22 protein-coding genes are annotated in these 23302 nt (G+C 73.0%); 16 read left to right on the forward strand and 6 right to left on the reverse strand.

Features of this window, described 5'->3' with window-relative positions; translation table 11 throughout:
* Positions 1–158 precede the first annotated feature (158 nt).
* Positions 159–1562: an SMP-30/gluconolactonase/LRE family protein gene (locus tag ACLJQZ_RS45455; protein WP_410627632.1), complete on the reverse strand. Its 1404-nt coding sequence runs from the start codon at positions 1560–1562 to the stop codon at positions 159–161.
* Between the two features lie 265 nt (positions 1563–1827).
* Between ACLJQZ_RS45455 and ACLJQZ_RS45460 the strand changes: the two genes are divergently transcribed.
* The 9 genes from ACLJQZ_RS45460 (at position 1828) to ACLJQZ_RS45500 (ending at position 10313) form a co-directional block, all read left to right on the forward strand.
* Positions 1828–3603, forward strand: a complete 1776-nt coding sequence (locus ACLJQZ_RS45460; protein WP_410627634.1) for a serine/threonine-protein kinase — start codon at positions 1828–1830, stop codon at positions 3601–3603.
* A gap of 215 nt (positions 3604–3818) precedes the next feature.
* Positions 3819–5012 (forward strand): right-handed parallel beta-helix repeat-containing protein, encoded by a 1194-nt coding sequence (locus ACLJQZ_RS45465; RefSeq protein ID WP_410627636.1) that lies wholly within the window; start codon positions 3819–3821, stop codon positions 5010–5012.
* 3 nt (positions 5013–5015) lie between these two features.
* On the forward strand, positions 5016–5807 hold the full coding sequence (locus ACLJQZ_RS45470; protein ID WP_410627638.1) for an FHA domain-containing protein: 792 nt from the start codon (positions 5016–5018) through the stop codon (positions 5805–5807).
* A complete protein-coding gene (locus ACLJQZ_RS45475; RefSeq protein ID WP_410627640.1) occupies positions 5804–6241 on the forward strand; it encodes a hypothetical protein in 438 nt (145 codons plus the stop codon). The genes ACLJQZ_RS45470 and ACLJQZ_RS45475 overlap by 4 nt, the downstream gene beginning before the upstream one ends.
* Positions 6242–6432: 191 nt before the next feature.
* Entirely contained in the window at positions 6433–7074 is a 642-nt protein-coding gene (locus tag ACLJQZ_RS45480) for a hypothetical protein (RefSeq protein ID WP_410627641.1), read from the forward strand.
* Positions 7075–7177: 103 nt separating this feature from the next.
* Positions 7178–7975 carry a universal stress protein gene (locus ACLJQZ_RS45485; RefSeq protein ID WP_410627643.1) on the forward strand — a complete coding sequence of 266 codons (798 nt, stop codon included), beginning with the start codon at positions 7178–7180 and terminating at the stop codon, positions 7973–7975.
* An 80-nt stretch (positions 7976–8055) separates the two neighbouring features.
* Entirely contained in the window at positions 8056–8496 is a 441-nt protein-coding gene (locus tag ACLJQZ_RS45490) for a flavodoxin domain-containing protein (RefSeq protein WP_410627645.1), read from the forward strand.
* Positions 8493–9404 (forward strand): universal stress protein, encoded by a 912-nt coding sequence (locus ACLJQZ_RS45495; RefSeq protein WP_410627647.1) that lies wholly within the window; start codon positions 8493–8495, stop codon positions 9402–9404. The genes ACLJQZ_RS45490 and ACLJQZ_RS45495 overlap by 4 nt, the downstream gene beginning before the upstream one ends.
* Positions 9405–9413: 9 nt before the next feature.
* Positions 9414–10313: a universal stress protein gene (locus tag ACLJQZ_RS45500; protein WP_410627649.1), complete on the forward strand. Its 900-nt coding sequence runs from the start codon at positions 9414–9416 to the stop codon at positions 10311–10313.
* 202 nt (positions 10314–10515) lie between these two features.
* Here the strand turns inward: ACLJQZ_RS45500 and ACLJQZ_RS45505 are convergent, their stop codons facing one another.
* From ACLJQZ_RS45505 to ACLJQZ_RS45520, 4 genes are all read right to left on the reverse strand, one after another.
* Positions 10516–10860, reverse strand: a complete 345-nt coding sequence (locus ACLJQZ_RS45505; RefSeq protein WP_410627650.1) for an anion permease — start codon at positions 10858–10860, stop codon at positions 10516–10518.
* Positions 10861–11071: 211 nt separating this feature from the next.
* Positions 11072–11716 carry a phosphate signaling complex PhoU family protein gene (locus tag ACLJQZ_RS45510; protein WP_410627652.1) on the reverse strand — a complete coding sequence of 215 codons (645 nt, stop codon included), beginning with the start codon at positions 11714–11716 and terminating at the stop codon, positions 11072–11074.
* Between the two features lie 11 nt (positions 11717–11727).
* The gene (locus ACLJQZ_RS45515) at positions 11728–12693 is read right to left on the reverse strand and encodes a threonine/serine dehydratase (protein WP_410627654.1); all 966 of its coding nucleotides are present in this window, start codon (positions 12691–12693) and stop codon (positions 11728–11730) included.
* Positions 12693–13715 carry a LacI family DNA-binding transcriptional regulator gene (locus ACLJQZ_RS45520; RefSeq protein ID WP_326948268.1) on the reverse strand — a complete coding sequence of 341 codons (1023 nt, stop codon included), beginning with the start codon at positions 13713–13715 and terminating at the stop codon, positions 12693–12695. Before ACLJQZ_RS45520 ends, ACLJQZ_RS45515 begins: the two co-directional genes overlap by 1 nt.
* A 218-nt stretch (positions 13716–13933) precedes the next feature.
* Here ACLJQZ_RS45520 and ACLJQZ_RS45525 point away from each other — a divergent pair, with 218 nt between their 5' ends.
* Genes ACLJQZ_RS45525 through ACLJQZ_RS45550 form a run of 6 tightly spaced genes read left to right on the forward strand, consistent with a single transcriptional unit; the run spans position 13934 to position 21644 of the window.
* On the forward strand, positions 13934–15583 hold the full coding sequence (locus ACLJQZ_RS45525) for an ABC transporter substrate-binding protein (RefSeq protein ID WP_410627656.1): 1650 nt from the start codon (positions 13934–13936) through the stop codon (positions 15581–15583).
* On the forward strand, positions 15584–16582 hold the full coding sequence (locus tag ACLJQZ_RS45530; protein ID WP_326954382.1) for an ABC transporter permease: 999 nt from the start codon (positions 15584–15586) through the stop codon (positions 16580–16582). It abuts the gene before it with no gap.
* Positions 16579–17475 (forward strand): ABC transporter permease, encoded by an 897-nt coding sequence (locus tag ACLJQZ_RS45535; RefSeq protein ID WP_410627657.1) that lies wholly within the window; start codon positions 16579–16581, stop codon positions 17473–17475. The genes ACLJQZ_RS45530 and ACLJQZ_RS45535 overlap by 4 nt, the downstream gene beginning before the upstream one ends.
* Positions 17472–18458 (forward strand): ABC transporter ATP-binding protein, encoded by a 987-nt coding sequence (locus ACLJQZ_RS45540; protein WP_410627659.1) that lies wholly within the window; start codon positions 17472–17474, stop codon positions 18456–18458. The genes ACLJQZ_RS45535 and ACLJQZ_RS45540 overlap by 4 nt, the downstream gene beginning before the upstream one ends.
* Entirely contained in the window at positions 18455–19204 is a 750-nt protein-coding gene (locus tag ACLJQZ_RS45545; RefSeq protein WP_410627661.1) for an ABC transporter ATP-binding protein, read from the forward strand. Before ACLJQZ_RS45540 ends, ACLJQZ_RS45545 begins: the two co-directional genes overlap by 4 nt.
* 31 nt (positions 19205–19235) lie before the next feature.
* Positions 19236–21644 carry a glycoside hydrolase family 2 protein gene (locus tag ACLJQZ_RS45550; protein ID WP_410627663.1) on the forward strand — a complete coding sequence of 803 codons (2409 nt, stop codon included), beginning with the start codon at positions 19236–19238 and terminating at the stop codon, positions 21642–21644.
* A 3-nt stretch (positions 21645–21647) separates the two neighbouring features.
* Here ACLJQZ_RS45550 and ACLJQZ_RS45555 read toward each other — a convergent pair whose 3' ends face one another.
* Positions 21648–22037, reverse strand: a complete 390-nt coding sequence (locus ACLJQZ_RS45555) for a hypothetical protein (RefSeq protein ID WP_410627665.1) — start codon at positions 22035–22037, stop codon at positions 21648–21650.
* Between the two features lie 123 nt (positions 22038–22160).
* Here ACLJQZ_RS45555 and ACLJQZ_RS45560 point away from each other — a divergent pair, with 123 nt between their 5' ends.
* Positions 22161–23276, forward strand: coding sequence for a GDSL-type esterase/lipase family protein (locus ACLJQZ_RS45560; protein WP_410627666.1), 1116 nt, complete (start codon positions 22161–22163; stop codon positions 23274–23276).
* The last annotated feature ends 26 nt before the right edge of the window (positions 23277–23302 follow it).

A 23302-nucleotide genomic window follows, 5' to 3' on the forward strand; every position in this document is an offset into this window, starting at 1 on the left:
GGTGAAGAACGGCAAGGAGCTGCCCGCGGAGACGATCGCGAAGACCACGATCGTCAACAAGGACAACTACAAGCAGGCCGGCGTCAACTGCACCTGACCGACCCCCTCGTGAGTGCGTAACAGTGTTAGAACACTGTTACGCACTCACGACCGCCGGTCTAGTACGGCCAGCCCGGCACGTTCAGCCGGATGCTGTACAGCCCGAAGTTCCCGTTGTCGCCGCCCGTGGACGGCGTCCCCGACGTGACGTAGAGGGTCTTGCCGTCCGGGCCGCCGAAGGCCATGTTCGTCGTGTTCTGGCCGGCCGAGATCGTGCCGAGGGCCTGGCCGGCCGGGGAGAACACGTGGACCTTCCCGTCGCCGAAGGTGGCCTGGTAGACGTTGCCGGCGCAGTCGATCGTGCCGCCGTCCGTGCCCGCCACCGACGCGAAGTCGCTGCGAGCACCGGTACTGCCGTCCGCGTTGACGGGATACCTGTAAATCTTGCCCGTCGCGTTGCCGCCGACGTACAGCGTCTTCCCGTCCGGGGCCAGCTCGATGCCGTTCGGCTCGCGGATGGTGTCGTCGATCAAGCTGACCACACCGTCGCGCACCCGGAAGACGCTCGTCCTGCCCGACATCTGGTCCGCCCGGTTCGCGCGCTGGAAGTCCGGGTCGGTGAAGTAGACGGTGCCGTCCGCGCCTGCCGTCACGTCGTTCGGCGAGTTGAACAGGTGCCCCTGGTAGGTCGCCGCGAGCGTCGTCCGCCGGCCCGTCGCCAGGTCGTAGGACGAGACGCTGCGCTGGTCGTGCGTCGCGGCGACGACGGACTTCCCGTCGCGGCTGATGGCCAGCCCGTTGCTGCCCGCGCCGGCGATCGCCGTGGCGAACGCGCCGGTCGACGGTGTGAACCGCAGGATGTCCGACGGCTGGACGTTTTCGGCGCCCGCCCCGTCGTGCATGTTCGTCAGCAGCAGGGTCTGGGTCGCCGCGTCCCAGGTGGGTCCCTCCAGGAAGTTGAAGCCGTCCTTGATCTTGGTGGCGATCAGGGTCGACGACGGCAACGGCGTGCCGAAAGGGCCTTGCGGGCAGGGACCGTTCGCGGGCGGGACCGTCGTCGTACCGGGCAGCACCCACTGCTGGTTCGCCCCGGTCGAACACGTCCAGATCTGCAGCTTGGTGCCGTCCGCGCTGGACACGCCCGCGGCGTCCAGGCACTTCCCGGACCCGGCGTTGACCAGCCGGCCCGCGTCGGCGGTCCAGCGCTGGGCGCCGGTGCCGTTGCAGTCGTAGACCTGCACGGCGGCACCGTTGGCGGCGGACGCGCCGGCCACGTCGAGGCACTTGCCGAGCGCGGCGATCGACCCGTCGTCACCGGCGGTCCACTGCTGGGCCGGGCCGCCGGTGCAGGTCCACAGCTGGACCCGGGTGCCGTTGGCGGCCGAGCCGCCGGTGACGTCGAGGCACTTGCCGCCGATCCCGGTGACCGCGCCCGTTCCCGCCGCCGCCGCCGCGCCGGTGACGCCCAGCCCGGCCGCGGCCAGCGCCGTCACGGCCACGGCGAGCACTCGCCCGGCCGTCACGCCGGCGGCCGTCCGGGGCCGGGACTTGCGTCGTTCTGGGACACCTGACCTCGGGAACATGCCGCTCCTACGATCGTGTGCGGAGGAATCCGCTGCGACAGTGGCGGCTGTCAGGACAAATCGGGTGACCGGGTGGTCTCGCACCGTGACGGTAATTCGGTATTACTTGCGGAGTCAAGAACGGGATGCCGCTCACCGAGACCACCCCCGCCACCGTCGTGACGTGCCGCGCGCGGGGTGCCGGGCCGTTTCGTAGACTCCGCGGGTGGGCAGTGGTCGCGTCGTAGCCGACCGGTACCGGCTGGAGGAGGAGCTCGGACAGGGCGGCATGGGCGTCGTCTGGCGGGCCTTCGACCTCGAACTGGGCCGGCAAGTGTCGCTCAAACGATCCCTCGACGCCGACGCCGGGCAGATCCGGCGGGAGGCGCGCATCGGGGCCGGTCTGCTGCACCCGAACGTCGTCACGGTGTTCGACACGGTCACCGACGACGTCGACGCGCGCTGGCTGGTCACCGAGTACCTGGCCGCGCGCAGCCTCGAGGAGCTCGTCGACGACGGCGGCCCGCTGCCCGAGGACCGGGTCCGGCGGATCGGCGCGCAGCTGGCCGCGGCGCTCGCGGCCATGCACGCCCGCGACATCGTCCACCGCGACGTCAAACCGGGCAACGTCCTGGTGACCGACGACGACGTCGCCAAGCTCACCGACCTGGGGATCGCCCGCTGGACCGAGGTCACCCGCACCGGCGGCGCCCAGCTCACCGGCACCCTCGGGTACGTCGCGCCGGAGGTCGCCGGCGGCGGCGAGGCCGGTCCCGAATCAGACGTCTTCTCCCTGGGCGCCACCCTCTACGCCGCGGTCGAGGGCCGGTCGCCGTGGGGGTCCGGCGAGGACGGCCCGTTCGTGCAGATGCGCCGCGCCGCCGGTGGGCGGCCCGCCCCGGCCGAGCGCGCGGGCCGGCTCGGCCCGGTCCTCGACGCGCTGATGGCCCGCCACCCCGCCGACCGGCCCACCGCGGCCGAGGCCGTCGCCCTGCTCGAAGCGGACACCCCCGCGCCCCGGCGGCCACGACGCCGGTTCCGCCGCCGGCTCCTCGCGGTCGGTGCGCTGGCCGCGGTGCTCGCGCTGGTGGCCGGGTTCCTGCTCAGCCGGCCGCCGTCGGCCACCCCGGCGGGCGGGCCGAACACGCTCGGCGCCGATCCGGCCGCGACGGACCCGTGCGCGGCGATCTCGGTCGACTCGCTCACGCGGTTCGGTCAGCCGTTCGTGGACCCCGAGCTGAAGAACTTCGGCACCTGCGTGGTCACGACCACCCTGGCCGACGGCACCGGCCAGGTGCAGACGACCCTCGACCTGACCGGCCCGCTGCGCTACCCGACCAGGCCCCCGGTGCCCGGCCGGATGGGCGACATCGAACGCCCCGAGGCCCGCGACGGCGCCTGCGAGCGCAGCATCTCGCTGGCCGACACCAACCGGATCGACGTCACCTCGCGCCCGGTGACGCGCGCGCAGGACGCGCCCCTGTGCACCATCTCCGATTCGGTGCTCTCCGACGTGCTGCCCATGCTCGCCAACGGGACCCTGCCGCGGCGCGACCGGCCGTTCCCGGACTGGTCGCTCGCCCACGTCGACGCCTGCGGCCTGCTCGACACCGCGGTGACGGCGAGCGTCTCGGTCCGGGCCTCGCAGGCCGACCGGGAGTTCGGCGGGTGGGGCTGCACCTGGGAGGACGATCCCCGCACGATCACCGTGCGCTACACCCGGGAATGGCCGATCGAGGCGGACACCGACGTGCCCGGCGAGCGGATCCGCGCCGGCACCCGCAGCGCCGTCGTGGCGCCGGTGCCGGGCGACCGGCCCGCCTGCGCGGTGCAGGTCGTGCACCGCTTCTACACCCCGGCGCTGCCGGTGCTGCGCGGCACCGAGCCGAACCGGGAGGAGATCGCCGTCGTCACCCTCGAAGACGCCGGGGCGGCGAGCGGGAACGCGCTGTGCGGCGACGCCAGGACGCTGGCGGCCGCGCTCGCCGGACGGCTGCCGTGACCGCGGCTTCTCATGCGCCCCAATGTGGCGTTGGGTGCGTTGGACGCACCGAACGCCACATTGGGTGCGTTGGACGCACCCAACGCCACATTGGGGCGCTCGGGGGCCGGCGGCGGGGAAGCCGGACGGCTGCCGTGAACCGGGGACCGGTCCCAGGCGGGCTCGGCTAAAAACAGGGCCAGGCCGGCGCCGCCGGCGGGCCGGAGGGGGACGAGGTGGCGGTGCGGGGTGTGGCCGGCGTGGTGCTGACGGTGGCGGCCATGGTCGTTCCGACGGCCGTGGGGGCCGCCGGAGCGGGTCCGCGGACCCTCCACGTCGGACCGGGCGGCGAGTACGCCACCGTCCAGGCCGCGGCCGACGTCGCCCGCCCGGGTGACACCGTCGCGATCGCGGCCGGGACCTACCCGGGTGGCCTCGCCATCCGGCACGACGGCGGCCCGGGCCGGCCGATCCGGTTCACCGGGATGGGCGGCACCGCCGTGCTGACCGGCACCGGCGGCGACGCCGGCCTGCTCGCGGTCGGCAACCACTCCTGGCTGGAGTTCCGCGGCCTGACCGTCGCCGGTTCGACCGGCTTCGGGGTCTACGCCGAGGGCGCGCACGACCTCGTGTTCGACCGGTTCGGCGTCGACGGCGCACAGGACGGCGGGCTCGTGCTCGTCGCCACCCGCCGTGCCACGATCCGGAACTGCGACATCCGCGGCACCAACGCCCGCGGCACCTCCGCCGACCACGAGGCGCTCAGCATCGCCTCGGGCTCCTCCGACGTCGAGGTGTCCGGCTGCCGCGTGCACGACAACGGCGAGGAAGGCATCGACGTCAAGTACGACGACACCGCCCGCGTGAAGATCCACCACAACGTCGTCACCGGCAACCGCGGGCCGAACATCTACGTCGACTCTTCGTCCACTGTGGACGTCTACGCCAACGTCGTGAGCGGGACCCGCGACGCCGGCAAGGCCGGGATCGGCCTGGCCGTCGAAGACTACTCGGAAACGCGGCTGCTCTCGGCCGTGCGGGTCTTCGACAACCTCTCCACCGGCAACGCGCAGGCCGGGCTCGACCTGTGGGTCGAGTCGACCGGCACGATGCGCGACCTCACGGTCGTCAACAACACCTTCGCCGGCAACGCGAAGGGCTCGGTGCACGTCGGCGGCGACCGGTTCGCCGGGACGAACATCCTGCGCAACAACGTCTTCGGCGACGGCCCGGTGACCGCCGGGCCGTTCACCGCCGACCACAACCTCACCGGCGACCCCGGGTTCGCGGCCCCCGGTGACTACCACCTCGCGGCGGGCTCGGCCGCCGTCGACACCGGCAGTGCCGCGCTCGCCCCCGCCTTCGACCTCGACGGTGTCCCCCGGCCCGCCGGCGCGGGCTTCGACATCGGCGCCTACGAGCGGAGGTAGCCCGTGCCCGCCGAACGCCTCGACCCGCACCGCCAGCGCAGCCTGCGCCACGACGTGACCGCGTCTGTGCCGGGCACGCTGAGCGCGCTCACCGTCACCGGCGGCATCGCGGTGCCCCCGGCCGACGGCAGCCGGGTGAGCTTCGGCCGCAACCGCCTGGAGGTCGACGTCTGCGTCGGCGAGGACGACCTGCGGATCAGCCGGGTCCACGGGCTGCTGACCCACGACCGGGACCGCTGGTGGCTGAGCAACACCGGCCGCTCGCCGATCCGGCTGTCCGACAGCGTCCTGCTGCACCGCGACAGCGAGCCGCTGCCGCTGGCCGCGGGCTACACCGCGCTGTTCCTGCGCGGGACGCGCGACCGCGAGCACGTGCTGGAGCTGCTGGTCTCCGACGGGGAGGACACGGCCACCGCGCCCCGGCCGACCCACCCGACGGCCCCGCCGAAACGCTGGCGGCTCACCGCGGAGGAGCACCTGGTGCTGGCCGTGCTCGGGCAGCGCTACCTCGGTTACGACCCGCAGCCGCTGCCCCTGTCGCGCCAGCAGGCGGCCGCCGAGCTCGGTGAGCGGCGGCCGCGCGAGAGCTGGACGGCCAAGCGCGTCGAGCATATCGTTTCCCGTGTCCGGCAACGGCTTTCCGACGCCGGCGTGCACGGTCTGCGACGCGAGGAGGTGGGTGAACCGGTGGGCCTGACCCTGACGGTGAACCTCCTCCGGGAGCTGGTGCTCTCGACGACGCTGGTGCCGATGGACCTGGAATGGCTCGAGCTCCCCGACCCGCCCGCGACGTGACCCCACCGCGAGGTTCGCGCTTCGACGCGGTGCGCGACCGGCTCGCCGGGGGTGCGGCGAAGCGGCTGTCGGAAGGTTTTCCCGCCGGCGGCCGACCGGGCGATCCGGGACTACGGCCCCGCCCTGCGGCCGGCGCTGCGGGTGGACCCCGCGCGGGCCGAGGCGCTCTTCCGGTCCTACGACGCGCTGATCCCGCCGGAGCGCTGACCGCGGCCGACGAGCCCTGGCTGACCGAAACCGCCACCGGCGGCGATCGGCCCGCGCTGACGGTGGTGTTCGAGGTCGCGACGCGGCTGCGGCCGGCCGAACCGGTCGACGCCGATCCGCCGCGCCTGGGCTACCCCGCGCCGGTGCGGCTCGGCGACCGCGTCCGGACCCCCGATCCGGCCGACGGCACCGCACGGGTGAGCGGCCTGGTCGACCGGTTCGCGTGATCGTCCGGCGCACCCGCCGGCTCCGCTGAGCGCCGCCCGTTCGATCCACAAAGGACATTGCCGGAGCCCGGCGCCGGGGGGCCGATCAGGGGATCCCCGCCGGAAACCGGTTCCGGGGCTACACTCGGCACTACGCCTCGGACCCCGGCGCCGTCGTGCTCGGGTGGTCGTTCACCAGAACTGAGGCGCTCATGTTCACTCGTATCACCAGGATCGTGTCGATCGTCGCCGGAACCGCGTTCGGCGCGGTCGGGCTGGTCGTGCTGCCGGCCGGCGCGCTCGTCGGGTGGGGCATGCTCGGCCTCGCCGTCGGCGTCAGCGCGTGGCTGGCGGTGACGGGCTTTCCCGCGGTGCGCGAGCGGCTCGCGGCGACCGGATCCGCGGCTTCCGCCGTGACGATCGGTGTCGTGACCGGGCTCGGCGCGCTCGGGGCCGGCCTGGCGGTCAGCGGCCTGGTGGCCGTCGCGGGCGGGACGGCGGCCGCCTCGTTGCTGGTCGTGGTGGCGACGGCGTGGGCGGTGTGGCGGTTCCGGCCCCGCCCGGCGCCGAGCACCCCTCCGGTCGTCGTGGAGGAAGCCCCAGGTGCCTCCGGAGGCACCGAAGTCACCGAAGTCGCCGACCTGTCCACGGCCGAGCTGTGCCTGGCGTGGCGGCGCAGTTACGGCGAACTCCTGCGCGCCCCCGACGAGCCGGCCCGCCGGCGTGTGGTCCGGTCGCGGCAGGCCTACCTGGACGAGCTCGAACGCCGGGACCGCGAGGGGTTCGCCCGCTGGCTCGGCAGTGGAGCCCGCGCGGGCGGCGACCCGCAGCGGTACCTGGCCGCGGGCGGGTGACCATTGGTCCCGGCCGAGAGGTCTTCGTGCTCTGACGCGCCGGCCCGCGAGGCGACATGCTGGCCGGAGTCGCCGTCCGGGCGACGGACGTCAGGAGGCGGTGATGGCCGACCAGGCCGCGGTGATCGTCGGGGTGGACGCCTCGGAAGGGTCGCTGCGCGCGGTCCGGTGGGCCGCGCACGAGGCGGCCCGGCGCGGCGCTGACCTGCGGTTGTTCCACGCGTGCGTGGTCGACCCGGGCGACGAGGCCGAACTGCTGCCCGAGCACGTGACCCGGCGGACGCGGCACGCGGCGAAGATCGCCCGCACCGCGGCGCCGGGCGTCGAGGTCGACGTCCACGTGGAGCTGGGGCTCGCGGTCGACCTGCTGCTCGCGGCGTCCGGGACCGCGGCCCTGATCGTGCTCGGCTCGCACGGCCTCGGCGGCCTGCGCGGCGCCCTGACCGGATCGGTCACCCTCCGGGTCGCCGCCGGCGCGCACTGCCCGGTGGTCGTCTTCCGCGGCCAGGCCGGGCCGCAGGGCCCGGTCGTGGTCGGCGTGGGCTCGTCGCCGGCGAGCGAGGAAGCCCTGCGGTTCGCGGTCGACGCGGCCGTCGCGCGCGGGGTGCCGCTGGTGGTGGCCCACGCCGGCCGGCCATCGGTCCCGGGCACCGCGCCCGAGGACCGGCGCGACCTCGACGAGCTCGTCGCGGGCCTGGCTCAAAAGCACCCGGACCTGGACGTCACGACGCGCGTCGTCGAGGACCGTGAACCGGCGCGCGTGCTGATGGCCGTCGCGCCCGACGCCCAGCTGATCGTCGTCGGCAGCCGCGGCCGCGGCCCGGTCGCCGGGGCCGTGCTGGGGTCGACGGGCAACGACCTGCTCGCGCGCTCGGCCTGCCCGGTCGCCGTCGTCCACTAGCAGGCCGCAGGGTCCTTCGCCGGTCCGGGCGAGGTCGTTGGCCTCTGCTCCCGGGGCCGCGGCCGGGTGAGGCTGGAACCATGAGAATCCTCGTCGCGGTGGCCACCCGGCACGGTGCCACCCGGGAAATCGCCGAACACCTCGCCGGCTCGGTCGGCTCCGCGATGACCGACGCCGGAGCGGCGGCCGATGTCGAGGTCCGGGACGTCGGTCTCGTCCCGTCGCTCGAGGGCTTCGACGCCGTGCTCCTCGGCAGCCCGGTGGCGAACGGGCAGTGGCTCGCCCCGGCGCGGGCGTTCGCGGAGTCCTTTTCGGACGGTCTGCGGTGGCTGCCCGTCTGGCTGTTCACCCGCGGCCCGGTGGCGGCGGGCCACGAGCCCGCCCGCGAGCTCGTGCGGCAGCTGGCGGCCCGGGACCACCGGGTGTTCGACGGCACGGACGACCGGCCGCTGATCCGGGCCTGGGGCCACGAGATCGGCACGATCCTGGCTGTCGCGGCGGTCGCCGAAAGCACCTTGTGACCGCGCCACGCGGCGCGGTCGTCGCCGGGGTCGACGGCTCGGCGGCCGCGGTGCACGCCGCGGTCTGGGCCGGCGCCGAAGCACGCCGGCGACGGCGTCCCCTGCGGCTGGTGCACGTCCACGCGCTGCCGCAGGTGCACGCCCCGATCGCGGCCGGGACCCACGACCAGGTGCGCACCGGGCTGGCCGAACGCGCCGAAAGCCGGCTGACCGAGGCGCGAACCGCGGTGCTCGCGGAGTCCCCCGGCCTCGACATCGCGACCGCCGCGCGGGAGTGGAGCCCGGTCACCGCGCTCGTCCAGGAGTCGCGGAACGCGGACCTGGTCGTGCTCGGGTCCCGCGGGCTCGGCGGCTTCACCGGGATGCTCGCCGGCTCGACGGCCGTGTCCGTGGTCGCCCACGCGCACTGCCCGATCGTCGTGGTGCGCGGCCTGGGCGCGGCGGCGGGACCGGTCGTCGTCGGCGCCGACGGCTCGTCCGACAGCGACGCGGCGCTCGCGTTCGCGTGCGAAGAGGCGCGGCTGCGCGGCAGCACGCTCACCGCGGTGCACACCTGGAGCGACATCGTCGCCGACGGCGTCCTGCGGCCCCATCCGTTGCAGGACAACGGATCCGAGATCGACCAGGCCGAGCGCGCCAAGCTCACCGACCAGGTGGGCGGCTGGCGGGAGAAGTTCCCGGACCTGACGATCGACCTCGACGTGACGCGCGGCCGCCCGGTCCGGACGCTGCTGGAGCGCGGGGAGCACGCGCAGCTGCTCGTGGTCGGCTGCCGGGGCCTCGGCGGCTTCACCGGCATGCTGCTCGGCTCGACCAGCCAGGCGCTGATCGTGCACGCGCCGTGCCCGGTCGCGGTCGTCCGGCCCCACGAAGCGGTTCCGCCCGACGCCGGCCGCCCGAGTAGCTGAGGAGACCCGATGAAGGACAGGAACCGGACGGTCGTGGTGGGCGTCGACGGCTCGGGCGCGTCGATGGCGGCGGTGTCGTGGGCCGCGAAGATGGCGTCCGCCCGGCACCTCGAGCTCGAGATCGTGCACGGGCTGCGGTCCACCGAGCTCCGTCACGACGGCGGCATGGCGGGCACCGACGTCCTGTTCGACGCGGTGCGCCAGGACGGTGACCGGGTCGTCGCCGGCTCCCGGAAGGTGGCCGCGTCGATCGACGAGGACCTGGTGGTCACGGCGAAGACGCCGGTCGAGTCCCCGGCGGCGCTGCTCGTCGGGCTGTCGCGGCAGGCCCGGATGGTCGTCGTCGGCGCGTCCGGCTCGGGCGGCTTCACCGGGATGCTCCTCGGCACGACCGCGGCCACCCTCGTCGACCACGCGCACTCGCCGGTGGCGGTGATCCGGGGCCGCCACGGCACGGCACACGTCCCCGAGTCGGGCCCGGTCGTGGTCGGGGTCGACGGGAGCGAGACGAGCGAACTCGCGATCGCCGCGGCGTTCGAGGAGGCGTCGTTCCGCCGCGCACCCCTCGTCGCGGTGCACGCCTGGAGCGACATCACCTACGAAGATTTCTACGGCGCGGTGCGGATCATGCCGCAGTGGGAGTCGGCGCGGGAGGACGAGGAGCGGCTGCTCGCCCAGCGGCTGGCGGGCTGGCAGGAGAAGTACCCGGACGTCGGGATCCGCCGGATCCTGTGCCGCGACCGCCCCCGCCACGCCCTGCTCGAAACCGCCCAGACGGCCCAGCTGGTCGTGGTGGGCAACCGCGGCCGCGGCGGCTTCGCCGGGATGCTGCTCGGTTCGACGAGCCAGGCACTGGTGCAGCACGCCGCCTGCACGGTGCTCGTGGTCCGGCTGGAGTCCCGGCGCTGAGGACTCGCCGGCTCCCGACAGCCGTGTTGGCCACTCCGGTCACCGTGTTGGCCGTTCCAGTCGCTGTGTTGGCCACTCCGGTGATCACGGTAACCGTTCGTGAACGACGAGCCAATCGACAACGGCCAATACGGTGCCCGGAACGGCCAACACACCGACCGGAGTGGCCAACACGGGCACTGGACACGCCGTAGGGTCGTGCTCAGGTGAGGGCGCTGATCCCGAAGAACACCGCCGCCGACACCGCGGCCGCCGCCGGGAAGGTCAGGACCCAGCCCAGCACGATGTCGCGCGCGATGCCCCAGCGCACCGCCGAGAGCCGCCGGGTCGCGCCGACGCCCATGATCGCCGCGGTGATCACGTGCGTCGTCGAGATCGGGGCCTTCACCGCGAACGCCGTCACGTACAGCACCGACGACGCCACCGACTCCGCGACGAACCCGTGCGGCGGGTCGAGCGGGAACACGCGGCGCCCGAGCGTCCGCATGATCCGCAGGCCGCCGGAGTACGTCCCGAGCGACAGGGCCGCGGCGCAGGCCAGGGTCACCCACGACGAGGTCGCGCAGCAGCGCCGTGGCGGTCACGAGGTTCTTCGCCGCGTCGGTCAGCAGGTCGAAGAACTTCGTGCCCCGTGGGGTGAAGCGCATGGATGGGGTCCCTTCTTCAGCGCACCGCGGTCATGCCCGGTCACCCGGGCTCCCGCAGGCTCGGGGCGCGACTTCCGGTGGAATGCAGACACGCCGGTGTCCGCGGACGGTCTAACCGGGGAGGTCTCCGGTGTTGGCGAACTCCAGCCGCTTGGCCACCGAGACGGTCTGGTCGGCGAAGCGTTCGTAGAACCGCGTCGCCAGGGCCGCGGCGACGGCCTCGCCGTGGCCGTGGCCCCAGCCGGCACCCGTCATCCCGGACAGCAGCTCGGCGTGCAGCGCGTCGACGGCTTCGTCCGCTTCGCGCAGATCGCGGTAGCTGCCGCCGGCGCCCGTGCGGATCTGGGTCGCGACGCCCTCGGCCATGCCCGCGGTCAGCTCGCCCATCCGCAGGAACGTCGGGTTCAGCTCCGCGGGCACGGCGTGGTCGGGATGGGCGTAGCGCGCGCTGTCGGCGATGTGCGCGGCCAGGTCGCCCATCCGCTCGATCCGCTCCGCGCAGTAGACCACCGCCAGGACCTGGCGCAGGTCGCCGGCGACCGGGGCCTGCAGGGCGAGCAGCGAGTAGGCGTCCTCCTCGCACCGCGCACGGTGGGCGTCGAGGCCCGCGTCGGCGGCGATGACCTCCTCGGCGACTCTGAGGTCGGCGTTCAGCAAGGCCTCGGTGGCCTGCCGGATCGCCGTCGCCGCCAGGTCGCACATGGTCGCCAGCAGCTCGCTCAGACGTTTGAGGTCGTCGTGAAATCCTTCTCGCACGACTCGGCAGCCTACGGGAGGCCGGTGCCGAGCCAGCGGTGGTAGGCGGCCAGGTCGACATTGCCGCCGCAGACGACGACGACGACGTGCCGGCAGGCGAACCGGTCCCGGTCCTCGAGCACCGCCGCGACCCCCAGCGCCGCCGACGGTTCGACGACCAGCCCCGCGTGCTCCAGCAGCAGCCGCATCCCGGCGACGATCGACTCCTCCCGCACCAGGACGGCGTCGTCGGCGACGAGCAGCAGGTCGCCGAGGACCTCCGGGATGGGCCGCCGTCCCGCGACGCCGTCGGCGATGGTGCTGGTCGAGTCCGTGGTGACGACGCGCCGTTCCCGCCAGGACCGCGTCATCGCCGGCGCGCCCGCCGGCTGCACGCAAACCACCTCGACGCCGGGTGCGCGCGTCTTCAGGACGTGGCCGATCCCGGTGGCCATCGCACCGCCGCCGAGCGCGATCAGGACGGAGTCGAACGGCGTCTCCAGCAGCTCCAGGCCGATGGTCGCCGCGCCTTCGCACGTCTCGAGGTCCAGGCTGTCCTCGACCAGCCGGATCCCGTCGTGCTCGGCAATGGCCACGGCCCGCTCGCGCGCCTCGTCGAAGTCGCCGTCGACCAGCTCCAGCCGGGCGCCCAGCGCGCGGATGCGCTCGAGCTTGACCGCGGGCGCGGACCGCGACGCCACGACGGTGACGTCCACGCCACGGCCGCGCGCGGACCAGGCGAGGGCCTGGCCGAGGTTGCCCGCGCTGGCGCACACCGCGGCCCGCCCGCTCAGACCGTTCACGACGACCTCGGTACCGCGGCCCTTGAAGCTGCGCACCGGGTTCGCCGTCTCGAGCTTGACGCTCACCCGGCACCCGAGCGCCCGCCCGAGCGGCTCGCAGGGGTACAGCGGGGTGTCGAGGAAGACCGGGTCGATCACCCGGCGGGCCGCCTCGATGCGGGTGAGGTCGAGACGCGTCCGCGGCACGGTCGTCATCAGCGGTCCTGCGGAGCCCGGCCGGTGCTGGCCCGGGGCATCAGGATCGGGGCCGGCGCCTGGACGTGCCCCGCCGCGCCGACGGCCAGGATCTCGTTGAGCGTCTCGATGGCCAGCACGCCGTGCTGAGTGATGTGCCGGTCCAGCGCCGTCACCGCCGGGCGGACCAGCTGGCACAGCGCCGAATCGTCCCAGGACACGATGGACAGCTGCTCGGGCACCGAGACGCCCATCTCCTGGGCCGCGGCCATCGCCGACAACGCCATCACGTCGTTGTCGAAGATCACCGCCGTCGCGCGGTCGCGCTCCGACAGCAGGCGCCGCGCCGCGCGGGCGCCGCTGTCGCCCGAGTAGTCGCCGTGGACGGTCTTCGACCACTCCAGCCGGTGCGTCTCGGCCGCCTTGGTGAACGCTTCGTCCCGGCGCAGCGTGTGCGCGAACCGGTCCGGCCCGGCGACCCGGGCGATCCGCCGGTGCCCGAGCGCCGCGAGGTAGCCGACGGCCTCCTCCATCGGCGCGGCGTCGTCGGCCCACACGCACGGCACCTCGGCCGACTGCGGGTAGCCGAGCGCGACGGCGGGCAGCCCGATCTCGGCCAGGACGCCGGTGCGGATGTCGTTCTCGTGCAGGTCGACCACGATGACGCCGTCGACGCGCCGCTCGGCCCACCAGCGGCGGTAGGTCTGGATCTCGGCGTCCCGGTCGTCGGTGACGGCGAGCATCAGCGCCGTCGAGGGGTCCGAGCGCAACGCCATCTCGATGCCGGAGACCAGCTGCATGAAGAACGGCTCGATGCCCAGCACCTGGGCGGGCCGGTCGACGATCAGGCCGATCGCGCCCGACCGGGACCGGGTCAGCGCGCGGGCGGCGGTGCTGGGCCGCCAGCCCATCCGGTCGGCGATCTCCAGCACGCGCTCGCGCGTGGCCGCCGACACCCCCGGCTTCCCGTTGAGCGCGTAGGACACCGCTCCCGTCGACACCCCGGCCGCGTCCGCGATGTCCGAGATGGTCAGCCGCTTCATCGTGCTCCTCGCCCCACTCGCTGACTCAATCGCTTCACCTCGCACGAGGCTACCCCGACATCGTTTCGGTCCATTGACATGACGTGACCGAGGTTACAAGATGTGAAGCGCTTAACCCACGCCCGCCCCCGATCGCCGCCTGACGACACCGAGCCCTCCCAGTGCGACGTCAGCGTGGCCGTCCATCGAGTTAACCGCTTAAGCACTCCTGGAGTCCCATGAAGGCCGGAAGGCACCGCCGCCTGCTCGCCCCCGCCGCCGTCGTCCTCACCCTCGGCCTCGCCCTGAGTTCGTGCTCCAGCACCGCGACCAGCGCCGACGGCGTGATCATCACCGCCAACACCGGCGCGTCGGGCGCGTTCGTCCGCAACTTCAACCCGTTCCTGCCCAACCAGGCCCAAGCGGGCTACGGCGGCACCGTCTACGAGTCGCTGCTGTTCTTCGACATGGCCGAACGGCGTCCGCCGGTGCCGCAGCTGGCCACCGCGGCGACCTTCTCCCCCGACGGCCGGACGCTCACCGTCACCACCCGCGACGGCGTGAAGTGGCAGGACGGCCAGGCGTTCACCGCCCAGGACGTCGCCTTCACCTTCGACGCCATGATCAAGCACCCCGAGCTCAACACCAACGGGCTGACGCTGGCCGCCGCGACCGCGCCGGACGACCACACCGCGAAGATCACCTTCGCCCAGCCGGCGTTCAACCAGCTGTGGGGCGCGGCGGGCCGCACCCTGATCGTGCCGAAGCACATCTGGGAGAAGATCGCGGACCCCGCCACCGAGCTGAACCCCAACCCGGTCGGCACCGGGCCGTTCACCCTCGACTCGTTCTCGCCGCAGACGTTCCTGCTGAAGAAGAACCCGAACTACTGGGAGCAGGGGAAGCCCGCCATCGACGGCGTGCGCTTCATCTCCTTCAGCGACAACACGAGTGCGAACCAGTCGCTGCTGGCCGGGAAGATCGACTGGGGCAACACCTTCGTGCCCGACCCGCGGAAGAACTGGGTCGCCAAGGACCCGAAGACCCACCTCGTCCCGTCGGCCGGCATCTACCAGACCAGTCTCGTGCCGAACCTGACGAGCTGGCCGACGAACGACCTGGCCGTGCGGCAGGCGATGAACCTGGCGCTGGACCGGAAGCGGATCGTCGACACCGTCTACTTCGGCATCGCGAAGGTGCCCAGCCCCGAACTGCTGCAGACCCCGCGGGACGACGGCTTCCGGATCACCGGCCCGGTCACCCGCGACCCCGCCGCCGCGCGGGCCGCCCTGGAGAAGGCCGGTTACACCCGGGGCGCGGACGGCGTCTACGTCGACAAGGGCGGCCGCCGCCTCGACGTCTCGATCAAGGTCGTCACCGGCTACACCGACTACATCCAGGCGTTGCAGCTGATGCAGCAGCAGCTCGCCGAAGCCGGGATCGCGTTGACCGTGCAGCAGGTTTCCAGCGCCCAGTTCAACTCCGACCGCTCCACCGGCACCTTCCAGCTCCTCATCGACGGCCTGGGCGGCAAACCGGACCCGTACCAGCTCTACAACCAGGTGCTCGCCTCCGCGACCACCGCGCCGATCGGGCAGAAAGCCGCGTCGAACTGGTCGCGTTTCTCCGACCCGCAGGTCGACGCCGCGCTGGCCGCGATGGCCGGCACCGACGACGAGGCCGTGCTCAAGCAGCGCGCCCAAGAGATCGGCCGCGTGATGCTGGACAAGCTGCCCTACGTCCCGGTCTTCCAGAACAGCCCGAACGCGACGTTCCTCGCCACGAAGGTCACCGGCTGGCCCACCGACGACAACGCCTACGCGCTGTCGCGGGCGGACAGCTTCCCCGACACCGGGTTCGTCGCCAAGAACCTCAAGCCGGTCAAGTAGATGCGGTTCCTCGGCAAGAAGCTGATGTTCTACGCGGTCGCGCTGCTCGCGGCGCTGTCGCTGAACTTCCTCATCCCCCGCCTCGCGCCGGGCAACCCGGTGGACGCGGTGCTGGCCCGGCAGTCGTCGATGGCGCCGGTCTCCCCGGAGGCCCGGCACTCGCTGGAACTGCTGCTGGGCGTGACCGATCGCCCGCTGTGGCAGCAGTACCTGGCCTACCTCGGGCAGATCTTCACCGGTGACCTCGGCCGCTCGGTGACGTTCTTCCCGGCGCCGGTCGGGGACATCATCGGCCAGGCCCTGCCGTGGACGCTGGGCCTGGTCGGCGTGGCGACGGTCGTGTCGTTCACGCTCGGCATCTCGCTGGGCGCGCTGGCCGGGTGGTTCCGGCGCGGGGTCGTCGACTCGCTCGTCGCGGGGTCGACGATGCTCGCCGCCATCCCGTACTTCTGGCTGGCGCTGGCCGCGCTGTACTTCCTCTCGGCCGGCCTGGGCTGGTTCCCGCTCGGCCTCGGCTACGACGTCGAGATCGAGCCCGGCTGGTCGGGCGAGTTCGTCGGCGACGTCGTCTACCACGCGTTGCTGCCGGCGCTCACGATCGTCGTCAGCTCGCTGGCCGGGTGGCTGCTGGGGATGCGGAACATGATGGTGTCCACGCTCGCCGAGGACTACGTCGTCACCGCGCAGGCGAAAGGCCTCAGCCTCCGCCGGGTGATGGTCACCTACGCCGCCCGCAACGCCGTCCTGCCGAGCGTCTCCGGCGTCGCGGTGTCGCTCGGGTTCGTCGTCGGCGGCGCGATCGTCACCGAGGCCGTGTTCTCCTACCCCGGCATCGGGTTCACGCTGCTGCAGGCGGTCCGCAACAGCGACTACCCGCTGATGCAGGGCATCTTCCTGATCATCACCCTCGCGGTGCTCGGCGCGAACCTGCTGGTCGACCTGCTCTACGCGGTCATCGACCCGCGCGTGCGCACCACGGCGAAAGCAGGTGCCCGATGACCCAGGCCGTGATCACGCCCGTCCGCGGCGCCGGACGTGTCTCCGCACTGACCCGGCGGCCGAAGTTCCTGCTGGGCGCCGGCATCGTCGCGGTCTACGCGGCCGTCGCGGTCATCGGGCCGCTGCTGGTCGGCGACCCGCACGCGACCGGCGACGACCTCCTCGCCGGACCGTCGGCCGCGCACCTGCTCGGCACCACCAACAACGGGCAGGACGTCTTCGCCCAGCTGATCGTCGGCTTCCGCTCGTCGCTGCTGGTCGGCCTGCTCGCCGGAACGGTCACGATGCTGCTCGCCGCGCTGGTCGGGGTGGTCGGCGGGTACGCGGGCGGCTGGGCCGACGAGGTGCTCAACCTGATCGGCAACGTCTTCCTCGTCATCCCGGCCCTGCCGCTGATCGTCGTCGCCGCCAGCTACCTGCACTCCAGCGGCATCGCCGTGATCGCGCTGCTGATCGCGGTCACCAGCTGGGCCGCCTCCGCGCGGGTCCTGCGCGCCCAGACGGCGTCGCTGGCGCACCGGGACTACGTCGACGCCGTCCGCGCGTCCGGCGAACGCGGGTGGCGGATCGTCGTCGTCGAGATCCTGCCGAACCTCTACCCGATCCTGGTTTCGCAGTTCGTGTTCGCGATGATCGGCGCCATCCTCGGCGAGGCCGGGCTGTCGTTCCTCGGGCTCGGAGACCTCAACTCCGTCACCTGGGGCACGATGCTGTTCTTCGCCCAGAACGGCGAAGCGCTCTCCCAAGGCGCGTGGTGGTGGTTCATCCCGCCAGGCCTGTGCATCGCGGTGCTCGGCGCGGCTTTGACGTTGCTGAACATCGGCGTCGACGAACTGATCAACCCGCGGCTGCGCGTGCAGCGCCGCGGCGGCGCCCAGGGGGACATCCGATGACGCCCGTGCTCCAGGTACGCAACCTGCACGTCGACTACGAAACCGCCACCGGGCCGGTGCACGCCGTCCGCGGCGTCGACCTGGACGTCCACCGCGGCGAACTGGTCGGCATCGTGGGCGAAAGCGGTTGCGGCAAAACGACTTTGGCGTATGCGATCACGCGGCTGTTGCGGGCCCCCGCGCACCTGACCGCCGGCAACGTCACCTTCCAGGGTGTGCACGACACCGCGCCGGTCTCGGTGACGGCGTTGACCGGCGGCGCGTTGCGGAAGTTCCGCTGGGACCGGATGTCCATGGTGTTCCAGGGGGCGATGAACGCCCTCAACCCGGTCCAGCGGGTCAGCGCGCAGCTGCAGGACCTCTTCCACGCCCACCGGCCGCAGCTGACCAAGGCCGAGCGCCGGACGCGGGTGGGCGAGCTGCTGGACCTCGTCGGCCTGCCCGAGCGGGTCGCCCGGTCGTATCCGCACCAGCTGTCCGGCGGGATGCGGCAGCGCGTGATGATCGCGATGGCCCTCGCACTCGACCCCGACGTCGTCGTGATGGACGAGCCCACCACCGCGCTGGACGTCCTCGTGCAGCGGGAGATCCTCGACGCGCTCTCGGAACTGCGGCGACGGCTCGGGTTCGCGGTCGTCTTCATCACCCACGACCTGTCACTGCTGCTGGAGATCAGCGACCGCATCGCGGTGATGTACGCCGGGCGCGTCGTCGAGCTCGGCGACAGCGTGAAGCTGCGGGAGAAACCCCAGCACCCGTACACGGCCGGGCTGCTCAACGCGTTCCCGACGCTGCGCTCGGAGCGGCGCGACCGGCACGGCATCCCCGGCCACCCGCCGGACCTGGCGGCGCCGATCGCTGGGTGCGCGTTCGCCGACCGGTGCGGGTTCGTCCGCCCGGAGTGCACCACCACCGACGTCACGCTGCGGCCGGTCGGCGGCACCGACGTCGCCTGCCACCTCTACCAGGAGGTGTCGGCATGACCGAGCTGAGCGCGCACGACCTGGTGCGCGAGTACGCCGGGTTCCGCGCGGTCGACGGCGTCAGCTTCACCGTCACCTCCGGGCAGACCCTGGCGCTGGTGGGCGCGAGCGGCAGCGGGAAGTCCACCATCGCCCGGATGCTGTGCGGGCTGGACCGGCCCACCGCCGGGACCATCACGATCGACGGCGAACCCCGCCGCCCCGGCTACCGGGCGCTGCGGGAGTACCGCAAGCACGTGCAGCTGGTGTTCCAGGACCCGTTCGCCTCCCTCAACCCGGTCAAGCCGGTGCACCACCAGCTGGCGCGGCCCCTGCGCGTCCACGGGCTCGACGGCGACCGCCGCGCCGTGCTGGACCTGCTCGACCGCGTCCACCTGCGGCCCGCCGACCAGTACGCGGACAAGCTGCCGCACGAGCTGTCCGGCGGGCAACGCCAGCGCGTCGCCATCGCGCGGGCCCTCGCGCCCCAGCCGTTGGTGCTGCTGGCCGACGAACCGGTGTCCATGCTGGACGTCTCGGTCCGGCTGGACATCCTGAACCTGCTGGAGGAACTCAAGCGGGACAACGATCTCGCCGTCCTCTACATCACGCACGACCTCGCCACCGCCCGGCACTTCTCGGCCACGACGATGGTGCTGAACGCCGGGCGCGTCGTCGAGATCGGCGACTCCGACCAGGTCATCTTCCACCCGGCGCACGACTACACCCGCCGGCTCGCCGCCGCCGCGCCCGACCCGTGGCGCTGACCCTCTCCCATCCACCAGAAGGGACCCACCCGTGCGGATCGACCTCGGCGCCCGCGACTGGACGCTGCGCGCCTGCGGACCTCTGACCCACGTCCCGATCGAGCTGGCCCGCCGGCTCGCCGAGGGCATCCCGGCGGCCGTGCCGGGCACGGTGCACACCGACCTGCTCGCCGCCGGGCTCATCCCGGATCCCTACCTCGACCGCAACGAGAACGAGCTGCAGTGGATCGGCCTCACCGGCTGGCGCTACGAGACGACGTTCGACCGCCCGGCCGCGCCCGGCGTCGTCGAGCTGGTCTTCGACGGCCTGGACACCGTCGCCGAGGTCGAGCTGAACCACCACGTCATCGCCACCACCGTCAACATGCACCGCTCCTACCGCGTCCCGGTGACCGGCCTGCTGGCCGACGGCAACACCCTCGCCGTCACGTTCAGCTCCGCGGTCCGGTACGCCCGCGCGGAACGCCGTCGCCTCGGGGACCTGCCCAACCTGGGCAACGACGAGCCGTCGAACTTCATCCGCAAGATGGCCTGCAACTTCGGCTGGGACTGGGGTCCGAAGCTCGTCACCGCGGGCCTGTGGAAGACCGCGGCCATCGACGTCTGGGACGTCGGCCGGCTGCGTCAGGTCCGGCCGCTGGTGTCGGTCACCCCCTCGGGCGACGGCGTGGTCGAGATCCACGCCGACGTCGACGGCTCGGACGGCCTCGTGCTGCGGGCCCGCGTGTCCGGGACCGAAGTGGCCGGCCCGGCGGCGGAACCGCTGTCCGTGACCGTCGAGCAGCCGCGGTTGTGGTGGCCGCACAGCATGGGCGAGCAGCCACTGCACCCGCTCACCGTCACCCTCGAAACGTCCGACGGGTCCATTGTGGACACGTGGTCGCGGGAGATCGGCTTCCGCACGATCGACCTCGACGAGCGGGGTGGCGCGTTCACCTTCCGCGTCAACGGCGTCCCGCTGTTCGTCCGCGGCGCCAACTGGATCCCCGACGACTGCTTCCCGCACCGGATCGACGCGGCCCGTTATGACCGCCGCGTCCAGCAGGCGACCGAGGCCCGCATCGACCTGCTGCGCGTGTGGGGCGGCGGGATCTACGAAAGCGACGACTTCTATGCGGCCTGCGACCGGCGGGGAGTGCTGGTGTGGCAGGACTTCCTGTTCGCCTGCGCCGGCTACTCCGAGGACGAGCCGTTGCGCGGCGAGGTCGAGGCCGAAGCCCGCGAGGCCGTCGTCCGGCTCGCGCCGCACCCGTCGCTCGCCTTGTGGTGCGGCAACAACGAGAACTACATGGGCTGGTTCCACTGGGGCTGGCAGACCGAGCTGGCCGACCGGGACTGGGGCGCCGGCTACTACGAGCACCTGCTGCCCGGCGTCGTCGCCGAACTGGACCCGACCCGGCCGTACATCCCCGGCAGTCCGTGGTCCGGCGACCCGGCCCGCGACACCCAGGACGACGGCCACGGCTGCGTGCACATCTGGGACGTCTGGAACGAGCGCGACTTCAGCGGTTACCTCGAGCGCGTCCCGCGGTTCGTCTCGGAGTTCGGCTGGCAGGCCCCGCCCGCCTGGGCCACGCTCACCGCGGCCGTCCACGACGACCCGCTGACACCGGAGTCGCCGGGCCTCCTGCACCACCAGAAGGCCAAGGACGGCAACGGAAAGCTCGCCCGCGGGCTCGCGCACCACTTCGCCGCACCGGCGTCCACAGAGGACTGGCACTACCTCACGCAGGTGACCCAGGCCCGCGCCATCCGGACCGGCATCGAGCACTTCCGTGGCCACCGGCCGCGCTGCATGGGCACGATCGTCTGGCAGCTGAACGACTGCTGGCCGGTGACGTCGTGGAGCGCGATCGACGGCGCCGAGCGGCGCAAGCCGCTCTGGTACGCGTTGCGCGAGGCCTACGCCGACCGCCTGATCACCATCCAGGAGCGGGACGGCTCCCGCGTCGCGATCCTGGTCAACGACTCCGCGTCCGCATGGGAGGCCCCCCTCGAACTGCGCCGGCTCACCGTGGACGGCGAGATCCTCGCCAAGACGGGCACGACGGTCCGGGTGCCCCCGCGCGACACCGTGACGCTGCCGTTCGGCGACGTCGGCCTCGCCGGGGACCCGGCACGGGAGCTGCTGGCCGCCGACACGGGCGCCGAGCGCGCGATCCGGTTCCTGGCCGACGACCTCGACATCGCCTACCCCGAGCCCCGGTTCGACACCGCCGTCACCCGGACCGCGACGGGCTACGACGTCACCGTCACCGCGCGGTCCCTGGTCCACGAGCTGGCGGTGTTCGCCGACCGGCTGGCCCCCGACGCCGAAGCCGACCAGTGCCTGCTCACGCTGCTGCCCGGGGACCACGCGACGATCCGGGTGTCGACGCGCTACCAGCTCGATCCGGCCCGGCTGACCGCCCGCCCGGTGCTGCGGTGCGTCAACGACTGAAGGTCAGGAGTCGGTGGTCTTCGCGCACGTCACCGGCTGGCCGGGCCCCGGCGCGGTGGCCCGGGCCAGCTCCCGCTGGGCGTCCAGCAGGATGCGGCAGGTGAGCGTGAGGCCGCCGGTCGGCGTGGCGGTGATCTCCGCCTTCTGACCGGCGGTCACCACCACGTCCTGCTTCCACGGCACGCCGACCGGCCCCTGGACGCTCTGCTGCGCGACCTCGTCCTTGTAGCGGTCGGGCGAGTTCGCGTAGCCGACCTTCGCCAGCGTCCCGTTGTCCTGCCCGGTCACCTCGTAGGTGATGGCCCACGACTTGCCGGTCGGGTTGGAGCACCCGGCGACGCCGACCAGCGCGCCGCAGAGAACCACCGTCCCGGCCACTCCCCTGATGTCCATGCCCCGACGGTAGAGCCGGCGGCCGGGCCCGGCATCGCACCGAAGACTGACATCCGATAGTGCGATGGTCGTAGCGCACCGCGCGATCTTGACAGTTATGGAACGCCGTTCCAGACTGGCGGCATGCGATGGCAGCCGACGTGGACCCAGGCGATGACGGACTTCCGCGGCGAGGACGAGGAGCCGCCCTTCGCCGACGTCACCGTCCGCATGACGGTGCCCGCGAGCATCGGCGGCCGCCACGTCCGGGCCGAGCTGAGCAACCGCTTCGGGGACGAGCCCGTCCTGATCGGCCGAGGTGCGATCGGCGTCGGCGACCACTGGCTCGACGTCACCTTCGACGGGCAGCGCACCACGAAGATCCCGGCCGGCGAGTCACGGTGGACCGACCCGGTCGAGCTGGTCGTCGGCCACGGTGACCACGTCGAAGTCGACCTCTACCTGCCCGAGCCGACGCCTTACGCGACCGCGAACGGGTTCCGGTTCCAGCGCTCGACGACGCCGGGAGACGTCGTGGGGTCGCGGCGGTTCCCGGCGGCCGAGACCGGGCTCGCGTCCGAGGGAACCGGGTGGTCCCTGCCGTCCGGCGGGCCGTTCCTGCGCGCCGTCGAGGTCGCCGGGACGGAGGCCGCCGTGGTGATCGTGTGCCTGGGTGCGTCCATCACCACCATGGGCTGGCCGCAGCTCACCGCCGCGCGGCTTCCCGCCGACGCACGGATCGCCGTCCTGAACCGCGGGATCCCGGGCAACCGGCTCCGGCACGACGCCCCGTCCGGGCACCCGTCCTGGGGCCGGTCCGGGCTGTCCCGGTTCGACGACGACGTCCTCGGCACCGCCGGCGTCACCCACGTGGTGCTCGCCCACGCGGGCAACGACATCGGCCTCCCGGGGGAGCACGCGCCGCTCGGCGAGCTGCCCACGGCCGCGCAGCAGATCGACGCCTACCGGCAGCTCGTCGATCGGGCGACCGCGGCCGGGCTCGGCGTCGCGCTCGCCACGATCACGCCCATGGCGCCCGGGCTGGGCGACGACCGGGAGCGGATCCGCCGTGCGGTGAACGACTGGATCCGGGCGTCGGGCCACGAATACGCCGACTTCGACGCGGTGCTCCGCGCCGCGGCGGACCCCTCGCGCATGGCGGCCGAGTACGACGCCGGCGACCACCAGCACCCCAACGTCACCGGCGAAAACCTCCTCGCCGGCGCGATGGCCGACGTCATCCCGCGGTTGCTGCGGTGAACCGGGTGCCGGGAGCGCCTCCCGGC

Source organism: Amycolatopsis sp. cmx-8-4, from assembly GCF_046548675.1.
Lineage (GTDB): Bacteria > Actinomycetota > Actinomycetes > Mycobacteriales > Pseudonocardiaceae > Amycolatopsis.